Source organism: Massilia sp. LjRoot122 (assembly GCF_964252725.1).
Classification (GTDB): Bacteria; Pseudomonadota; Gammaproteobacteria; order Burkholderiales; family Burkholderiaceae_D; genus Telluria.
This window is the reverse complement of record NZ_CAXUPB020000001.1, coordinates 4,228,347-4,245,499: the sequence shown is the minus strand read 5'-3', so window position 1 is coordinate 4,245,499 and position 17,153 is coordinate 4,228,347. Positions and strand designations below refer to the sequence as shown.

The 17,153-nt window shown below is 67.0% G+C and carries 15 protein-coding genes; 8 read left to right on the top strand and 7 right to left on the bottom strand.

From position 1 onward, the window contains the following. Nucleotides 1-19 precede the first annotated feature (19 nt). Together ACSQ25_RS18630 and ACSQ25_RS18625 are read right to left on the bottom strand one after the other, a co-directional pair. The gene (locus tag ACSQ25_RS18630) at nt 20-433 is read right to left on the bottom strand and encodes an urease accessory protein UreE (RefSeq protein ID WP_436107156.1); all 414 of its coding nucleotides are present in this window, start codon (nt 431-433) and stop codon (nt 20-22) included. Nucleotides 434-444: 11 nt separating this feature from the next. Then, complete coding sequence (locus tag ACSQ25_RS18625; RefSeq protein WP_436107155.1) at nt 445-975, bottom strand: N-acetyltransferase family protein; 531 nt, start codon at nt 973-975, stop codon at nt 445-447. Nucleotides 976-1,187: 212 nt separating this feature from the next. On the opposite strand from ACSQ25_RS18625, the gene ACSQ25_RS18620 reads away from it, so the two are divergent. Together ACSQ25_RS18620 and ACSQ25_RS18615 are read left to right on the top strand one after the other, a co-directional pair. Continuing rightward, on the top strand, nt 1,188-1,667 hold the full coding sequence (locus ACSQ25_RS18620) for a chemotaxis protein CheW (RefSeq protein WP_436107154.1): 480 nt from the start codon (nt 1,188-1,190) through the stop codon (nt 1,665-1,667). A 50-nt stretch (nt 1,668-1,717) separates the two neighbouring features. Then, the gene (locus tag ACSQ25_RS18615) at nt 1,718-3,328 is read left to right on the top strand and encodes a methyl-accepting chemotaxis protein (protein WP_436107153.1); all 1,611 of its coding nucleotides are present in this window, start codon (nt 1,718-1,720) and stop codon (nt 3,326-3,328) included. 68 nt (nt 3,329-3,396) lie between these two features. Here the strand turns inward: ACSQ25_RS18615 and ACSQ25_RS18610 are convergent, their stop codons facing one another. Beyond that, nucleotides 3,397-4,419, bottom strand: a complete 1,023-nt coding sequence (locus ACSQ25_RS18610; protein ID WP_436107152.1) for a porin — start codon at nt 4,417-4,419, stop codon at nt 3,397-3,399. Between the two features lie 328 nt (nt 4,420-4,747). On the opposite strand from ACSQ25_RS18610, the gene ACSQ25_RS18605 reads away from it, so the two are divergent. Next, nucleotides 4,748-5,803, top strand: a complete 1,056-nt coding sequence (locus ACSQ25_RS18605) for an aldose epimerase family protein (RefSeq protein ID WP_436107151.1) — start codon at nt 4,748-4,750, stop codon at nt 5,801-5,803. Nucleotides 5,804-5,810: 7 nt separating this feature from the next. Here the strand turns inward: ACSQ25_RS18605 and ACSQ25_RS18600 are convergent, their stop codons facing one another. Further along, nucleotides 5,811-7,181 (bottom strand): serine hydrolase domain-containing protein, encoded by a 1,371-nt coding sequence (locus ACSQ25_RS18600; protein ID WP_436107150.1) that lies wholly within the window; start codon nt 7,179-7,181, stop codon nt 5,811-5,813. Nucleotides 7,182-7,459: 278 nt separating this feature from the next. On the opposite strand from ACSQ25_RS18600, the gene ACSQ25_RS18595 reads away from it, so the two are divergent. Both ACSQ25_RS18595 and ACSQ25_RS18590 read left to right on the top strand, forming a co-directional pair. Then, complete coding sequence (locus ACSQ25_RS18595; protein ID WP_436107149.1) at nt 7,460-10,183, top strand: GAF domain-containing protein; 2,724 nt, start codon at nt 7,460-7,462, stop codon at nt 10,181-10,183. Nucleotides 10,184-10,236: 53 nt separating this feature from the next. Further along, a complete protein-coding gene (locus ACSQ25_RS18590) occupies nt 10,237-10,926 on the top strand; it encodes a fumarylacetoacetate hydrolase family protein (RefSeq protein ID WP_436107148.1) in 690 nt (229 codons plus the stop codon). Here the strand turns inward: ACSQ25_RS18590 and ACSQ25_RS18585 are convergent. Continuing rightward, nucleotides 10,898-11,704, bottom strand: coding sequence for a hypothetical protein (locus ACSQ25_RS18585; RefSeq protein ID WP_436107147.1), 807 nt, complete (start codon nt 11,702-11,704; stop codon nt 10,898-10,900). The genes ACSQ25_RS18590 and ACSQ25_RS18585 overlap by 29 nt on opposite strands. Nucleotides 11,705-11,794: 90 nt before the next feature. Here ACSQ25_RS18585 and ACSQ25_RS18580 point away from each other — a divergent pair, with 90 nt between their 5' ends. Continuing rightward, complete coding sequence (locus ACSQ25_RS18580; protein WP_436107146.1) at nt 11,795-12,649, top strand: hypothetical protein; 855 nt, start codon at nt 11,795-11,797, stop codon at nt 12,647-12,649. Here the strand turns inward: ACSQ25_RS18580 and ACSQ25_RS18575 are convergent, their stop codons facing one another. Further along, the gene (locus ACSQ25_RS18575; protein ID WP_436107145.1) at nt 12,650-13,675 is read right to left on the bottom strand and encodes an asparaginase; all 1,026 of its coding nucleotides are present in this window, start codon (nt 13,673-13,675) and stop codon (nt 12,650-12,652) included. A 364-nt stretch (nt 13,676-14,039) separates the two neighbouring features. Here ACSQ25_RS18575 and ACSQ25_RS18570 point away from each other — a divergent pair, with 364 nt between their 5' ends. Then, nucleotides 14,040-14,435: a hypothetical protein gene (locus ACSQ25_RS18570; RefSeq protein WP_436107144.1), complete on the top strand. Its 396-nt coding sequence runs from the start codon at nt 14,040-14,042 to the stop codon at nt 14,433-14,435. On the opposite strand, the gene ACSQ25_RS18565 is transcribed toward ACSQ25_RS18570, so the two are convergent. Next, on the bottom strand, nt 14,421-15,287 hold the full coding sequence (locus tag ACSQ25_RS18565) for a pirin family protein (RefSeq protein ID WP_436107143.1): 867 nt from the start codon (nt 15,285-15,287) through the stop codon (nt 14,421-14,423). The genes ACSQ25_RS18570 and ACSQ25_RS18565 overlap by 15 nt on opposite strands. A 90-nt stretch (nt 15,288-15,377) precedes the next feature. On the opposite strand from ACSQ25_RS18565, the gene ACSQ25_RS18560 reads away from it, so the two are divergent. After that, nucleotides 15,378-16,892, top strand: a complete 1,515-nt coding sequence (locus tag ACSQ25_RS18560; protein ID WP_436107142.1) for a dipeptidase — start codon at nt 15,378-15,380, stop codon at nt 16,890-16,892. Nucleotides 16,893-17,153: the final 261 nt, after the last annotated feature.

The following is a 17,153-nucleotide window of genomic DNA, read 5'->3' as shown; positions in this document are numbered from 1 at the left end:
ATTCGGGCGTGTGCCGCGCTCAGCGGGCGGTATCGGGTGCGAAGGGCGCCAGCTCGTCGTCGACGCTCACCCCCAGGCCACGGATGACCGGGCGCAGGGCGGGTACGGCGCGGATCCGCAGTCCCCATTGGCAGACCTGGGCCTGGATCCGGCACTGCTCCAGGTAGCGCGCGCAGCGCGCCAGGGTCGGCGCATCCCGACAGCGCAGGGCATAGGTCGGTTCGGGGGCGGCGACGATGCGCACCACGCGGCCATCCTCGCCGCGCAGCAGGTCGCCGTGCTGCAGGGGAGTTCCGCAAGACATGTTCAGCGCCACGGCTTCGCCCGAAGCCATCACCGCCTGCAGGCGCGCGCCCGCCCGCCGCTCCCAGGGCAGCGCGAGCACGCCGTGGACGCGCGTGGCGTGGTGGATGCGGTCGGTCAGGGTCAGCATGGCGTTCGGGGTCAGCGGCGCGCGCGCGGGAACAGCGTCTTGTACCAGATCGCGGTCGGACGCCAGTGGCCGTTCGGGCTGCAGGCGTAATCCGGCAGTTCGCCGACGCGTGTGTAGCCCGCCTTGCCGTACAACTGCTCGGCGCCGGAGCCGGCTTCGGTATCGAGGAACAGCAGGCCGCGGCGCAGGCCCAGCGCCTCGACTTCGGCCGCCTGCAGCAGGGCGGTGCCGACGCCGCGCCGCCGCATCGTGCAGTGCACCAGCATCTTCTGCAGCTCGGCGCGGTTGCTGCCGTTCGGCTTCTGGCACAGCTCGAGCTGCACGGCGCCGACCAGCAGGCCATTGCGTTCAGCCACCAGCAGCACCCGGCCGCCGGCAGCGACATCCCGTTCGACGCCGCTCCAGTAGGCGTCGAGCTGTTCATCGTCGAGTCCGGCCAGGAAACCGAGCGAAAAGCCATCGGCCACCGCGTCGAGCAGCAGGGTCGCCAACTGCGTGCGCACTTCGCGCATGGCGCGGGCGTCGAGTCGTCGGATGATCATGCGGGCCTCCCTGGCGAATGCGATGTCATGCATCACTGCAATGCAGAAAGCGTGCCAGGCCCGGTAGCGTTGCATGCATGCCATACGGCGCACTGTTTTGGAAAAAAAATCCCCAGTTTTGCCATTCCTCTATCGAGTTCGCACTGGAATGGACGTAATGTATCTTGCGCTCCGGAAATTATGGCCGGGCTAATTGAACAGAAAGCAAGAAGATGGACTCCCAGAACACGACCCAAGACAAGGAAGTGCTCTCTTTCCGGCTGGCGAAGGAAGAGTATGCAATCAGCATCCTGAAGGTGCAGGAAATCCGCGGCTACGAAGAGCCGACCCTGCTGCCGAGCGCACCGGCCTGCATCAAGGGCATCATGAACCTGCGCGGCTCGATCGTCCCGATCGTCGACATGCGCATCCTGTTCAATCTCGGCGAGCCGGTCTATGACCAGTTCACCGTCGTCATCGTCCTGAACATCAAGAACCATGTGATCGGCATGGTGGTGGACAGCGTCTCGGACGTCGTGACCCTGAGCGATGACCAGATGCGCCCGGCGCCCGAGATGGGCTCGACCGCCGACGGCGACTACATCACCGGCCTGGGCACCGTGGGCGAGCGCATGCTGATCGTGCTCGACATCGACCAGCTGATGAGCTCGGAAAAGCTCGGCCTGATCAACGGCGTGCAGAAAGCCGCATGAACGCATGACCTGGGGCCGGCGGGACGTCCGGCAAAATAAGGAAAACCACCATGAACTTCGCTAACCTGAACATCGGCAAGCGCCTCGGCCTCGGCTTCGGCAGCATTTGCCTCATGCTCGTCTGCATGATCGCCACCAGCAATATGATGCTGGGTCGGATCAACGCGGGCACCGACGAGATCGTTAACAACCGCATGCCGCGCATCGAAACGACGGGCCACCTGCTCGGCGAAATCGACACTATCGCGATTGCGCTGCGCAGCGTCATGCTCATCGAAGAGCGGGGCGACCGCCAGAAGCAGGTCGAGCAGGTGATGGCCTCGCGCAAGGAGATCGACCGCATCCTGGCCGAGATGGACAAGACCCTGCACCATCCGAAAGCACGCGAGCTGCTGGCGGAGAAGGTGAAGCATGTCGGCCGCTACGTGCAAGGCCAGGAAAAGCTGATCGGTCTCGTCAACGCAGGACTGCACGAAGAAGCGCGCCAGTACCTGGTCGAAGATCTGAGTCCGCTGCTGGTCAACCTGAAAAAGGCGGTGCGCGAGCAGGCCGCGCTGCAGAAGGCGATCGCCATGGAGAAGGCCGGGGAGGCGCAGCGCACCTACGACAACACCGTTCGCCTGATGTGGGCACTGGGCGCGGCGGCCCTGGCCCTGGCGGCCGCCGTGGCATGGTGGATCACCCGTTCGATCACCGTCCCGGTGCAGCGCGCGCTGGAAGTGGCGAACACCGTTGCCGCGGGCGACCTGACCAGCCGCATCGAGGTCACGACCCGCGACGAAGCCGGCCAGCTGCTGCAGGCGCTCAAGACCATGAATGAGAATCTGGCGCGCACCGTCAGCACCGTGCGCAGCGGCACCGACACCATCACCGTGGCCGCCTCGGAAGTGGCGGCCGGCAGCCAGGACCTGTCGGCACGTACCGAGCAGCAGGCCGGCTCGCTGGAAGAAACCGCCTCCTCGATGGAAGAGCTGACCTCGACCGTCAAGCAGAACGCCGACAACGCCCGCCAGGCCAACGTGCTGGCCGAAGCGGCCTCGCAGGTGGCGCAGCGCGGCGGCGCCGTGATCGGCCAGGTGGTCGGCACCATGTCCGACATCGATGCGTCGTCCGGCAAGATCAGCGACATCATCGGCGTCATCGACGGCATCGCCTTCCAGACCAACATCCTGGCGCTGAACGCCGCCGTGGAAGCGGCGCGTGCGGGCGAACAGGGCCGCGGCTTCGCCGTGGTGGCGAGCGAAGTGCGCAACCTGGCCCAGCGTTCGGCGGCGGCGGCCAAGGAAATCAAGGGCCTGATCCACGACTCGTCCGAAAAGGTCGCGAGCGGCGGCAAGCTGGTGGCCGAAGCCGGCGCCACGATGCAGGAGATCGTCGACAGCGTGCGCCGCGTGACCGACATCATGGGCGAGATCACCTCGGCCAGCCAGGAACAGACGGCCGGCATCGAGCAGATCAACCAGGCCGTGGTGGAGATGGACCACGTGACGCAGCAGAACGCCGCGCTGGTAGAAGAAGCGGCGGCCGCGGCCGAAGCGATGAAGGAACAGGCGGCCAAGCTGAATGCGGCGATGGCGGTGTTCCGCATCGATGCAGGCCAGGCGGCAGCGCCGGAAACGGTGCGCGCCCCGCAGCCTGCGTTCAAGGCACTCGCGGCCTGACGCGATTCAGGCGCGAAAAAAAAACGGCAAGCCCGGAGGGCTTGCCGTTTTGCTTTGGGGCGTCGTTCTTAGAACGAGTGACGCACACCCACGTTGAACACCGACGGATCGGCGCCGAGCGCGGTGGCCGGCGGGGCGAAGGTGCCGCCAGCGGAAGCCACGCCGAACACGCCGAGACGGTTGTTGCGCAGGCGTGCGTAGCTGCTGTACAGGTTGGTGCGCTTGGACAGGGTATAGCTGTAGGCCAGCGAGAAGCCGTTGCCCTTGGCGCCGGTTTCCAGTTTCTGCTGGTGCACCGAAGCGTAGAACTTGTTCGGGCCGACGGTGTACACGCCACCGACGGTGGTGTACTTGTACTCGTTGTTGCCGCCGGTCGGATCCGCTTCCAGGTAGGCCGCGCGCAGGTCGAAGGCGCCCACGGTGAAGCCGGCGCCCAGCGCGTATTCCTTGTTGTCGCCGGTGGCCAGGGCCTCGGTCTGCTGGTAGCCGGCGCCCAGGTACAGCGGGCCGTTCTTGTATTCGGCCGCGACGCCGACCAGGTCGCCCGACGGGTTGTCGGTCTGGCGCTCGCCGGCGCTGTAGGCGGCCAGCACGGTGAAGCCGCTGATCGGATCGCTCTTGTAGTTGACCGAGTTCGACAGGCGGCGGGTCAGGCGGTTGGTGCCGAAGCCGGTGAGGGTGGAACCGTAGAAGCCGTGGCCGAGCGGGTCGGCCGACTGGGCGACCGCGGCGATCGGGCCGTATTCGCGGCCGATGGTGATGGTACCGAAGGCGCCCTGCAGGCCGACGACGGCGCGGCGCTGGAAGGTACCGGCAGCATCCTGGGCACCGCTGTCGAGGGCGACGCCGGCTTCGATGTTAAACAGCGCCTTCAGGCCGTTGCCCAGGTCTTCCGTGCCACGGAAGCCGATGCGGCTGGTGGACTGGGTGCCCGAGCTGATCACGGTGCGGCTGTCCTCGCCCGGGGCGTCGGTATCTTCGATGCCGACCGAGGCGTCGGCAATGCCGTAGATCTGGACGCTCGTCTGCGCATGGGCGGCTGCCAGCGGCAGGAGGGATAACAGGGCGATGGCCAAGCTCTTCTTTTTCATTGGGGTGATCTCCGGTGGTTGAATGGGGTTTCCGAACGCCGTTCTCGTTGTCAGTAGACAGAAACGCACAGTTGCAAAAAAGCTTAAGTTACCAGTGCAATCAAAACTATGCCACGATTCCTTAGCTCTTTGCTTATTCGGTTTCCGAGAAGCATGTCTGCGTGGCCAAAAAGCCGCACGACCCAACGCAAACTAAGTGGTTCTACTTAGTCATGTGTTGTAAATAGGTAACGGATGCGCCAAAGCTGCGGCGCGGACTACGTTGCGCGGAGCCGTCGGCACGCATGTTAGGATCGGCCCATTCACCCACTACGGAGACGACGACAACGTGCGCACCGGTATCACGCAAGCGCCCTTCGGCCACAGCCCGGACGGCCAGATCATCACCCAGTTCACCCTCACCAATGCGAACGGCATGGTGGCCAGAATCATCGACTTCGGCGGCATCATCACCGAGCTGCATGCGCCGGACCGCGAAGGCCGGCTGGCCGACGTCGTGCTGGGCTTCGACACGCTCGCGCCCTACGCAGGGGACAGTCCGTATTTCGGCGCCCTGATCGGGCGCTACGGCAACCGCATCGCCAGGGGCAGGTTCACCCTCGACGGCCGGGAATTCAGCCTGCCGGTCAACAACGGCAACAACCACCTGCACGGCGGCGCGCCCGGCTTCGACAAAGTGAAGTGGAGCGCCACGGTCGAAGGCGACAGCCTGCTCCTGTCTTACGCCAGCCGCGACGGCGAGCAGGGCTACCCGGGCAATCTGGAGGTGACCGTCATCTACACGCTCACCGACGACAACGAGCTGGTGGTGCGCTTCCATGCCGTGACCGACCAGGCCACGCCGGTGAACCTGACCCAGCACAGCTACTTCAACCTGGCCGGCGGTAACGACATCCTCGGACACGTGTTGACGATCGATGCCGATGCCTTCGTCGCCATCGACGCCGAATCGATCCCGACCGGGGCGCTGGCGCCGGTGGAGGGCACGCCCTTCGACTTCCGAACGCCGCGCCCGATCGGCGCGCGCATCGGCGAGGACGATGTCCAGCTGCGCAACGGCCAGGGCTATGACCACTGCTTCGCGCTCAACAAGCCGCAGGGGAAGGCCATGACGCGCGCCGCCCACGTGCTGGAGCCGCGCTCGGGCCGGGTGCTGGAACTGTTCACCGAAGAGCCGGGCGTGCAGTTCTACAGCGGGAACTTCCTCGACGCTTCGCTGACGGGCAAGGGGCAGACCTATGCCCACCGCAGCGGCTTCTGCCTGGAGCCGCAGCACTTCCCGGATTCGCCCAACCAGCCGCAGTTCCCGAACGTGATCCTGCGCCCGGGCGAGGTGTACCAGACCGAGTCGCGCTTCCGCTTCTCGACCGACCGCCAGGCCTGATCCACGCTTATTCGAGCGAGATCCCCAGCCGCTCGATCAGGCCGTCGCTACCCTGGTGCAGCGCCACCAGCAGGGTTTCGTTCTCGAACAGGAAACGGTAGCGCGCCTGCTTGCCGCCCGCCTCGCTGCCGCGGGCCAGCAGTTCGACCGACCGCAGGGCACCGAAGTCGCGGAACTCGTTGGCGATCTGCGTGACCCAGCGCTGCGTGAAGCGACTGCCTTCGTCCGCCGACAGGCCTGCGGGCACCTGGCCGGCAAGAAGCTGGCCGACCGCCGTGCGGGCGCGGGCCGTACTGGCCGGATCGCGGTCGGCGATGGCCGGCGGCCGCACCGGCGCCAGGGCGGGGAGGTAGTGGGCCGCCACCAGGTCGGCGATCTTGCCCTGGCGCGCGGCGGCCGAATTCGCCAGGACGATCACGGTGAGGCGGTCGTCAGGGTAGCGCGTCATGACGGATTTGAACCCTTGCCAGGCGCCGCCGTGCAGCACCGTGCGGTGGCCGGCCTGGGTGCCCAGGTACCAGCCGTAGCCATACGGCCCCTTGCTGCCGTCCCTGAGCTGCGGCGGCGTCCAGCTGGCCTGTTTCATGCGGGCGTCGAGGACCGTGTCGCCCTCGAGCGCCATGTCCCAGCGCGCCAGGTCGCGCGCGCTCAGGTGGATGGTGCCGTCGGCGGTCCGGTTCAGGCTGGGCGCTACCCAGCGCTGGTTCTGCAGCTTGCCATCGATGCGCTCGTAGCCGGCGGCGCGTCCGGGAACGATGTCGGCTTCGCTGATCACGTCCGCCTTCATGCCCAGCGGCGCGAAGATGCGCTCTTTGAGCTGTTCGCCGAAGAATTTGCCGCCGACCCGGTTGCAGATGAAGCCGAGCAGGTGGTAGCCGGCGTTGCTGTAGGCGAAGCGCTCACCGGGGGCGAACAGCAACGGCATCGTCGCTTCCAGCGCGATCAGCTGTTCGTCCGTGTAGTCCTTGCGCAAGTCGATCTTCGTATAGGGATCGCCCAGGCCGGAGGTGTGGGTGAGCAGGTGGCGCAGCGTGATGCCGGCCCATGCGGGCGGGGTGTTGTCCAGGTAGCGCGAGACCGGGTCGTCGAGCTTGAGCTTGCCGTCCTTCTCGAGCAGCAGCACCAGGGCCGCGGTGAAGGTCTTGCCCACCGAAGCCGACTGGAACATGGTATCCGGCGTCACCGGCACGCCATGCTCCACGTTGGCCAGGCCATAGCCTGCCTCGCGCACGATCCTGCCGTCCTTGACCACTACCAGGGCCAGGCCCGGCACCCCGCGCCGCTGCATCTCGCGCTGAATCACATCGTCGAGGGCATCCGCGCGGACGGTGCCGGCGCACAGGACCGCCAGCAGGGCGAGCGGAATCGAAAAGCGCATCGTGAATCCTCGGAATGGTTGAACGCGGTCCGCATTGTAAGCGCCGTTCGTTGACATTCCTGCCAATCCTCGTGAAATATCTGCCACGATGAACATTTCACCCGATCTGCATGCCGGCGCCTCCTCATTGGCAATGTATTAAGGAAACGTATCGGGCGCGGCTCATCTGGATAGCTCGCTATAATTCCCCGATTAATTGACGGCGATACAACAACTCACGGCGACAGGGTTCCCATCCCTGCGACCGGACGCCGCGGAATCGAACTGGGGCTATCCTGATGAGCAACGAAAGCAGTCTCTCCCTTCTTCCGGAAGGCGGCGCGACGCTGCCCGGCCAGGCCATCGAGCGTCCTTGGCCAGTCTTCCCTACCGTGAAACCCGACAGTTGGCCCGAAGGCATGCAAGCCATCGCCGACCTGATCCTCGCGTCGCATTTTCCGATGGCCATCGCCTGGGGCCCGGAACTGCGGCTGTTCTATAACGACGCGTATGCCGAACTCCTCGGCGACCGGCATCCGGCGGCCATGGGCCAGCCTTTCCCGCTGGTGCGCCCGGAGCTGTGGCCGCGGCTGCAGCCCCATGTCATGGAGGCGCTGGCGGGCCGGCCGGCGTATTTCGAAAATACCCTGACCGATTTCCAGCGCAACGGCAAGCTGGAGCGGCGCTACTTTTCGGCCTCGATCACGCCGGTGCGCCATGACGGCGCGGTGATCGGCGTGTACTTCGTGCTGTCCGACTGCACCTCGCGCATGCTGGCCGAGCATCGCCACGCCTTCCACCTCAAGCTGAGCGATACCCTGCGCGGCCTGGTGGACGCCGTGCACGTGATGGAAGCGGCCAGCAGCCTGACCGGCGACTACCTCGGCGTGGGCCGGGTCGGCTACGGCGAGATCGATGCGGCGGGGCGGATGGTGAGCGTGGAGCGCGACTGGACCGACGGCAGCATCGCCAGCCTGGCCGGCGAATCGCGCGAGCTCGACAGCTTCGGGCCCGCCATCATCGGGCTGCTGCGCACCGGACGCACGCTGGTCCTGGACGACATCGCCCTCGACGAGCGCGCGGCGCCGTATGCGGCCGGCTATGCCAGCATCGGCGCGCGCTCGATGGTGATCGTGCCGCTGATCGAGGAAGGGCGCCTGGCCGCGATCTTCTACCTGCACGAGCAGCGCCCGCGCCACTGGAGCGAGCAGGAAGTCGCGCTGGCCGAGGACGTGGCGCGCCATACCCGCGAAGTGGTGCGGCGCGCGCGCGTCGAGGAATCGCTGCGCGACGAAAAACGCGTGCTCGAGATGGTCAACCGCACCGGCCAGGCGCTGGCCTCGACGCTCGACCTGGGCACGCTGCTGCAGGCGATCACCGACGCCGGCACCGAGCTGGCGGGCGCGCGCTTCGGCGCCTTCTTCTACAGCGCCCAGGACGAGCATGGGGAGCGGCTGCAGCTGTACACGCTCTCGGGCGCCTCGCGCGAGGACATGGAGCAGCCGGGCAAGCCCGCCACCGACATCCTGCGCCCGACCTTCAACGGCGAGGCGCCGGTGCGCAGCGACGACATCACGCGCGATCCCCGCTACGCGGCAATGGGCGAGGGCATGCCCTCCGGTCACCTGGCGGTGCGCAGCTATCTCGCGCTGCCGGTGGTCTCGCGCTCCGGCGAAGTGCTGGGCGGGCTGTTCTTCGGCCACCCTGAGCCCGGCGTGTTCACCGAGCGTACCGAACGCATCGTCGCCGGCGTGGCGGCGCAGGCGGCCATCGCGATGGACAATGCGCGCCTGTACGAGGTGGCGCAGAAATCCGCGCAGGAGCGCGACGCGCTGCTGCAGAGCGAGCGCGCGGCGCGCGTGCAGGCCGAGCGCCTGAGCCATACCAAGGATGAATTCCTGGCGATGCTGGCGCACGAGCTGCGCAACCCGCTGGCCCCGATCAGCAGTTCGGCCAGCCTGCTGTCGATGCAGTTCAAGGACGAGCCGCGCATCTGCCAGACCAGCACCATCATCAGCCGCCAGGTGCGCCACATGAGCCGCCTGATCGACGACCTGCTCGACGTCTCGCGCGTCACGCGCGGCCTCGTCAAGCTCAAGCTGGGCGTGGTCGATTTCCGCGACATCGTCTCGGGCGCACTCGACCAGGCGCGCCCCCTGATCGCCGAGAAGGGGCACGCGGTGGAACTGGCGCTGCCGCCCGGCCCGGTGTACGTGCGCGGCGACCAGACCCGCCTGGTGCAGAGCGTGGCCAACATCCTCAACAATGCGGCCAAGTACACGCCCAAGGCGGGACGCATTGCACTGGCGCTGGAGGCGGGCGAGGGACGGATGCGCCTCACCGTCAGCGACAACGGTTCCGGCATGCCGCCCGAGCTGCTGCCGAACGTGTTCGACCTGTTCACGCAGGGCGCGCGCACGCTGGCGCGTTCGCAGGGCGGGCTGGGACTCGGCCTGACCCTGGTCAAGCGCCTGGTCGAACTGCATCAGGGTGAGGTCAGCGCGCACAGCGATGGCGTCGGCAGGGGCAGCAGCTTCACGCTCGCGCTGCCCTGCGTCGATGCGGTACCCGAGACCGGCAATGGCGGCGCGCCGGCGCAGGAACAGGGCTTGCGCCTGGAGCGTCCGCTGCGCCTGGTCCTGGTCGACGACAATGCCGACGCCGCCGACAGCCTGTCCACGCTGCTGGGCGTGCAGGGCTACAGCACGGCGGTCGAATACGACGCGCGTTCGGCCCTGCGCCGCGCCCGCGCCGAACGGCCGGACGCCATGCTGGTCGACATCGGCCTGCCCGACATCGACGGCTATCACCTGGCCGAGCAGCTGCGCGCGATGCCGGAGACGCGCGACACGGTGCTGGTGGCGATCACCGGCTACGGCCAGGCCAGGGACCGCGAGCGCGCCATCGAGGCCGGCTTCGCCCATCACCTGGTCAAGCCGGTCGACATGACGGCGCTGGTGCGCATCCTCGAGTCGGTGGGCGCCGCCGCGGCGCGCGCCCAGGCGCCGGCCGCCACCGCCTGACGAAGCCGGGGCTGCACGGTTATCATGGGCGTCCAGTCCATGAAAGGATCAGCATGTCCAGTTACGTCATCACCGCCCCGGCCCGGCCTTCGCTGGCCGTCGCCGGAAGCAGCGAACGCTTCCCGGTCCGCCGCGTATTCTGCGTAGGCCGCAACTACGGCGCCCATGCGCGCGAGATGGGCAGCGACCCGAACCGCGAGCCGCCCTTCTTCTTCACCAAGCCGGCCGACGCCGTGGTGCCGGCCAGCGGCGCCGTGCCTTACCCGCCCGCCACGCAGGACCTGCACCACGAGGTCGAGCTGGTGGTGGCGCTGGGCGCCGGCGGCGCCGACATCGATCCCGCCGACGCGATGTCGCTGGTGTGGGGCTATGGCGTGGGCCTCGACCTGACGCGGCGCGACCTGCAGGCGATCGCCAAGGACGCCGGCCGGCCCTGGGACATGGCCAAGGGCTTCGATGCCTCGGCGCCCTGCAGCCCGCTGATTCCGGCGGCAAGCCTCGGCCATCCGCGGGATGCGCGCATCTGGCTGGAAGTGAACGGCGACCTGCGCCAGCAGGGCAACCTGAACGAGATGATCTGGCCGATCGCGGACGTGATCAGCCTCCTGTCGCGCCTCGTCACGCTGGCGCCGGGGGACCTGATCTATACCGGCACCCCGGCCGGCGTCGCGGCGCTGAAGCCGGGCGACCGGGTGCGCGGCGGGGTGGATGGGGTCACGGAGTTCGAATTAAGGATTTCGTAGCCAGCAGCGCCTCCATCTGCGCCAGCAGTGCCTCGCGCGCAGCATCGATCTGCGCGCCGTTCGTCTTGCCGGACAGGGCAGCCCGCTCCTTGCGCCCAAGGAAATAGGCGACCCGCTCCGCATTCGCCCCCGATGGATGCGGCAGCCCGTGCAGCACGCGCCCCGGCCGGATGTGGCCTTCCGCCACCAGCCAGTCGAGCGTTTCGCTGACGCTGGCGCCCATCGGAATGTAGAGCGCGTCCGGCAGCTGGCGGGCTTCCTCGGCAAACCAGCGCAGCACCTGTTCGCGCAGAAACGCATTGCGCAGCGGAGAAGGCGAGCCGCTGTAGTTCTTCGCGTCGACGAAGACCGGATGGCGCAGGATGGCGCTCACCTGCACCAGTCCGGCATCCTGGTCGAACACGGTGGCGCAGCTGGCGATGCCGAGCCAGCGCTGCACGCCGATGGCATCGAGCAGGGCCACGAAGTTGGGCCGGATCGCGCCGCTGAAGGCGCCTGCCAGCCGGGCCGCGCGCAGCACCGTGTCGTCGTCGCTGCCGGCCGCCAGCCGGCGCTGCGCCTCGCGCATGGCGTTCTTCCATTGCGCGAAGCCGGGGGTGATCCCGGCCACCACGATGCGCGCCTGCGGATGCACCGATTCGAAGGGGATGTAGTGGGTGCTGTAGCGGCCCTCGCGGCCGAGCAGGAAGGCCTCCGGGATCTGCGCAGGCGCCGTCACCTGCGCGAGATCGAGGCCGCGGATCGCCTCGCGGTAGCGGCTGAAGAGCAGGTCGGGCATGGTCGTCTGCGTCGTCCGAAAGCCCCATGGTAGTCGAAAACTGTTAGGCTATCCCCAACAATACAAGGAGCGCGGGAAGGGGAGGATGCCATGGCCGACGTGGCGCTGATCACGGTGCACGGGATGGGGGAAACCCCGCCCACCTATGCCGACGGGCTGATGGCAAGCCTGCGCGGGCAGCTGGGTGTGCTGGCGGGACAGGTAGTGATGCGTTCCGTGTATTACCAGAAGATTTTGCAGGACAACCAGGACGCCATCTGGGAAATGACCCGGGCGCGCAGCACCGTGCGCTACGCCGACCTGCGCAAGTTCGTGCTGTACGGTTTCGGCGACGCGGCCGGGCTGGAGAACCGCAAGGAGATCCCCGGCTCGGTCTACGAGCTGGCCCAGGGCGAGATCGCCAAGACCCTGCTGTCGGCGCATGCCGCGCGGCCGGGCGTGCCGGTGGTGTTCGTCGCGCAGTCGCTCGGCTGCCAGGTACTGTCGAGCTATATCTACGACGCCCAGAAGGCGGCGAAGCGGCAGCCGGTCAGTGCCGGTATCTGGCGCAACATCGATGCCTGGGCCGCCAGCACCCTGGACCGCGCGCTGACCGAGAGCGAAAAGGCCTTTCTCGGCGCCGGCACCTGCGCCGCCCTGGTCACGACCGGCTGCAATATCCCGATCTTCGTGGCCGCGCACAAAATCATGCACATCGTCCCGATCGACCGGCCGACCAGGCACTTCAGGTGGATCAACTACTACGACCCGGACGACGTGCTGGGCTGGCCGCTGCAGCCGCTGCCGGGTTACCACGATCTGGTCGAAGACCGCATCGTCAACGCCAGCGGCGGCGTCGCCAGCCTGCTGCTGCGCAGCTGGAACCCGCTCGCCCACAACAGCTACTGGGACGACGCCAAGGTGGTCGAGGGCATCGCCGCCATGCTGCGCCGCCTGGTCGGCTAATCAGGTCGCGGGCGTCAAGCTGAACAGCGTACGGATGTCGCCCGCCACCGTGCCGCGCGCATTGCGGATCGGCGGCTGGCGGTAGGGCTCGAGTTGGGCGCGCCGGGTTTCGTCGAGCAGGCCGAGCTGGTCGAGCACGGCGTATACCGCCGGGTGCAGGGCGCGGCTGTTGCCGTCCGCGATCTTGACCGCGATGCCCAGGCCCGCCGAGCGGATGCCGATCGCCTGCACCGCATCGGCGCCGATCTTCGCCACCCAGTCGCCGCCGCCGGCGCGCATCCACGCCAGGTCGGTACGCGCCGTCCCGGAGACCAGGTCCGGCCGCGCCGTCATCGCATCGAACAGCAGGCCCATGGCGCCGCCCAGTTGCGGGTCGGCGCTTCCCTGTGCGAGCCGTGCATACAGGTGGGCGAGGCTGGACAGCGGCAGCGCGTAGTTCGGCGCCGAACAGCCGTCGAGCCCGACCGGCATGCGCTCGGCCGGGATTCCCACAGCCTCCGCCAGCGCGGCGCGGATCGCCGCTTGCAGCGGATGGCTGCGCTCGACGTAGCCGCGCGTCGGTGCGCCATGCAGGCGGCACCAGGCCAGGAAGCCGCTGTGCTTGCCCGAGCAGTTGTGGTGCAGCGGCGTCCAGTCGCGGTCGGTCGGCGCCGGCTGGCCGGTGAATTCGTAGAACAGCGGCGTGGCGCAGCCGCATTCGAGGTGGCCGGGGTCGAGGCCGATCTTGTCCAGAATCGAGCGCACGCCCGCGAGGTGCATCTCTTCGCCCGAGTGGCTGGCGCACAGCAGCGCCATCTCGTCGCGGCTCAGGCCGAATCGGGCAGGGCCGTCGGACAGGATGAAGGGCAGGGCCTGGAAGGGCTTGAGCGCCGAGCGCGTGAAGGTCGGGTAGTGCGGGTCACCCGCCGCATACAGCAGGCGGCCGTGGACGTCGACGACCGCGATTGAACCAAGGTGCAGGTTCTCGATCACGTTACCGGTGTCTGGGTAGCCGCGCGTGGTGGCGACGAGGGGAATGGCTTGCATGAAGTGTTGAGACCAGTGGGAAAAGCCCTACTGTAAGCCAACTGCAGACATGCAGACGCACGTTCCAAAAAAGCAGTTTTCGCCCGTCAATTCAGGCTTTGTGGGACATCTGTACGGCGTGCAGACGTCGAACGCAGGCACAAATATGGTCCTCCCGTCTGGTCTCCGTTTTAGGCATTTCGTCACGCGTTTTCGGCGTTCCAGCACATGTCGCTTGAGCGGCCGCGGCGCATCGCTACACTTCCCTCATCGCCAGACAAACACCGATAAACGCTGGCGAATCTGAACAAGGTGGACCGCGCGGCGCGTGCAGTAAAGCCGCACAGGTCCGACAATCAATTCGACCTGAAAGGAAGTACCGATCATGCGCACCAAACTCCTGCTGGCAGCCGCCGCCACCTTCGTCACCCTGAGCGCTTCCGCAGCACCGCAGGTTGACGCCGAGCGCGTCACCGTCGTCGGCGCCCAGCCGAAACAGACCCAGATGGCACCCTTCATGTTCGACAACGTGCAGGGCCGCTACGACCTCGAGGATGGCCGCATGCTGACCGTCACCGGCAAGGTCGACGGACGCAACCGTAGCCTGTACGCCGATCTCGGCGACGGTCCCGTCGAGATCGTTCACGTCGGCAAGAACCGCTTCGTCGCGATGAACAAGGATATGCGCTTCGCCTTCGAGCGTCCGAACAGCCGCCGCCTGCCGGACACCGTGCGCATCAGCACGCTGGCCGGCCGCCAGGTCGCACTAGCCCAGCGCTGAGCCGAAGCGCCCGGCCTGGTAATCGCTGATGGCCTGCGCGATCTCCTCGCGCGTGGTCATCACGAAGGGACCGTGGGACACCACCGGTTCCCCGATCGGGTCGGCATGGCCGAACACCACCACCGCGTCATGGATGGCGCGGATCTCGACCGTGTCGCCGGTCTCGTCCAGTTCCACCAGGTGCATCGGGCTGACCAGGTCGGCATGGTTGCCCACCTGGACCACCCCGCGCGCGACGTAGAGGAAGACGTTGCGCCCATTCAGTCCGCCAAAGCGGATGCTGCCGCCGGCCCGCATTTCCAGCGTGCTCATAAAGACCCCGGTAAGCGAACGCACCGGTCCCGTGTGGCCTTCCCATTCCCCCGCAATCAGGTTCAGCGTCACCCGTCCGCCGTCCGTCGGCAGGGCCGGGATGTCCGCGCGCTGCAGGCCGGTGTAGGCGGGTTCGCTCATCTTCAGGCGCGATGGCAGGTTGACCCATAGCTGCAGGATCTCGATCGGGCCGCCGCGCTCGAGGAATTCGCGCGGCGAGACCTCCGCATGCACGATGCCGCGCCCGGCCGTCATCCACTGCACGCCGCCGGCATGGATCACGCTTTCGTGACCGGCGTTGTCGCGGTGGGCCAGGCTGCCTTCGAGGATGAAGGTGACGGTCTCGAAGCCGCGATGCGGGTGCGGGCCGAAGGGCAGGCCGCGGTTGTGCGGCGGGTAGGTTTGCGGGCCGTGGTGGTTGAGGAAGAGGAAGGGATCGATCTGGTCGACGAGGCGGCCGGGCAGGGGGCGCTGCGTGATCAGGTCGCCGATATCGTCGCGCATCGCAGGATGCAGGCGGTGGACGGCTCGAGCGGTCATGGCGGAGGCTCCTTAGCTTGGTAGGCCTCACGATACATGAAAGATGCTGTGCTAGACTCTTTGCGTTTAAGCAAGTGGAGACGGCCACCCATGATTCAAAAAACACTGCTTGCCAGCCTGCTGCTGGCTTCCTTCGCGATGCCGGCAAGCGCGGCAACCAAAGCCCCGAGCGACATCGCGGTCAAGACCGCCAAGTATGCGGTGACTACCTACCGCAAGGACATCGTCGACACCCTGGCCAAACTGGTGAGCTACAACACGGTGGCCGACAAGGCCGTCCCGTCCGACAAGAACCCGGTCCACATCGCCTTCAAGGAAGCGCTGAAGGCCGAAGCCGAACGTCTGGGCCTGGACTACGCCGACCACGGCTGGACCGTGATCATCGGCCTGGGGCAGGGCACGGAACGCGTCGGCGTGGTCACCCACGGCGACGTTCAGCCGGTCGATCCGGGCAAGTGGAAGAAATCGCCCTTCGTGCTGGACCGTACCAGCGAGCCGGGCAAGCTGCTGGCGCGCGGCGCCGAGGACGACAAGGGCCCGATCGCCACCGCGCTGTATGCGATGAAGTCGATCCGCGACAAGGGCGTGCCGCTGTCCAGGCGCATCGAGCTGTACGTGTACATGGGCGAGGAATCCGACTGGGCGCCGCTGGTCGAATTCCTGAAGACCCATCAGCCGCCCCAGGTCAACATCACGCTCGACGCCGAATACCCGGCGGTGACGGCCGAGAAGGGCTATGGCACGGTGGCGGTGACGGTGCCGAAGGCCGGCGCTGTGGCGGCGCCGGAAGACCAGCCCTACGTGGCCGAATTCGGCGGCGGCTTCTTCGGCAGCCAGATTCCCGAGGACGCCAATGCGGTGATCGCCAACGCCACCCCCGAAATCGAAAAGGCGGTGCGGGCCCGCGGCGCAAAGCAGGAAGGCATGCAATACAGCTTCAGCTGGCAGGGCAGCAGCCTCGCCATCAAGGCCAAGGGTGTGTCGGCCCACTCGTCCAAGCCGGAAGACGGCGTCAACGCGGTCAGCATGCTGGCCGACGCGCTGGCCGTGCGCCCATGGGCCAACACGACCGCCGGCGGCGTGGTCAACTTCCTCAACGAGATGGTCGGCACCGGCATCTACGGCGAGAAGTTCGGCAGCATCGCCTACCGCGACGGCTTCATGGGCCCGATGACCTTCGCCCCGACCGTGATCAAGCAGCGTGACGATGGCATCGAGGTATCGATCAACATGCGCCGCCCGCAGGGCAAGACCAGCGAGCAGCTGACGGCCGAGGTCAATGCCGCGCTGGCGCAATGGCAGGCGCGCCAGCTGCCGCTGGCGAACGTCGGCGTGCGCATCAGCGACCCGTGGGTGCAGAAGAATGCGCCCCACCTGCCGACCTTGATGAACGTGTTTTCCTACTTCACCGGCATGAAGAACCCGCAGCCGGTGGCGGTCGGCGGCGGTACCAATTCGCGCCTGTTCCCGGGCGCGGTGAGCTTCGGCCCGACGATGCCGGGCAAGGTCTATACCGGCCATTCCGAGCACGAGTTCATCACCGAGAAGCAGCTGCTGCTGAACCTGCAGATGTACACGGCGGTGCTGGTCGAACTCGCGAAGTAAGACTGCAGCACACCATCCAGCCCCGGCACTGTCCGGGGCTTTTTTTCGCCCGCTCCACCCTGTTGGGCTCGTAGGTGTTTGGCGCGCCAAAATGTGTAAATAATTCTAATCATGCTGTAGGACTGTACTTACGCCGCAGCCTCGCCCAGAGGGAACAAAAACGGCTTCTCCTAGAAGCGACAGGGCAGGCTGCACGCTGTGCCGCACCCCTTGGCCGGCATTGCGTTGACAGCCGGAAAAAGCACCAGTTCTAGAGGGAAA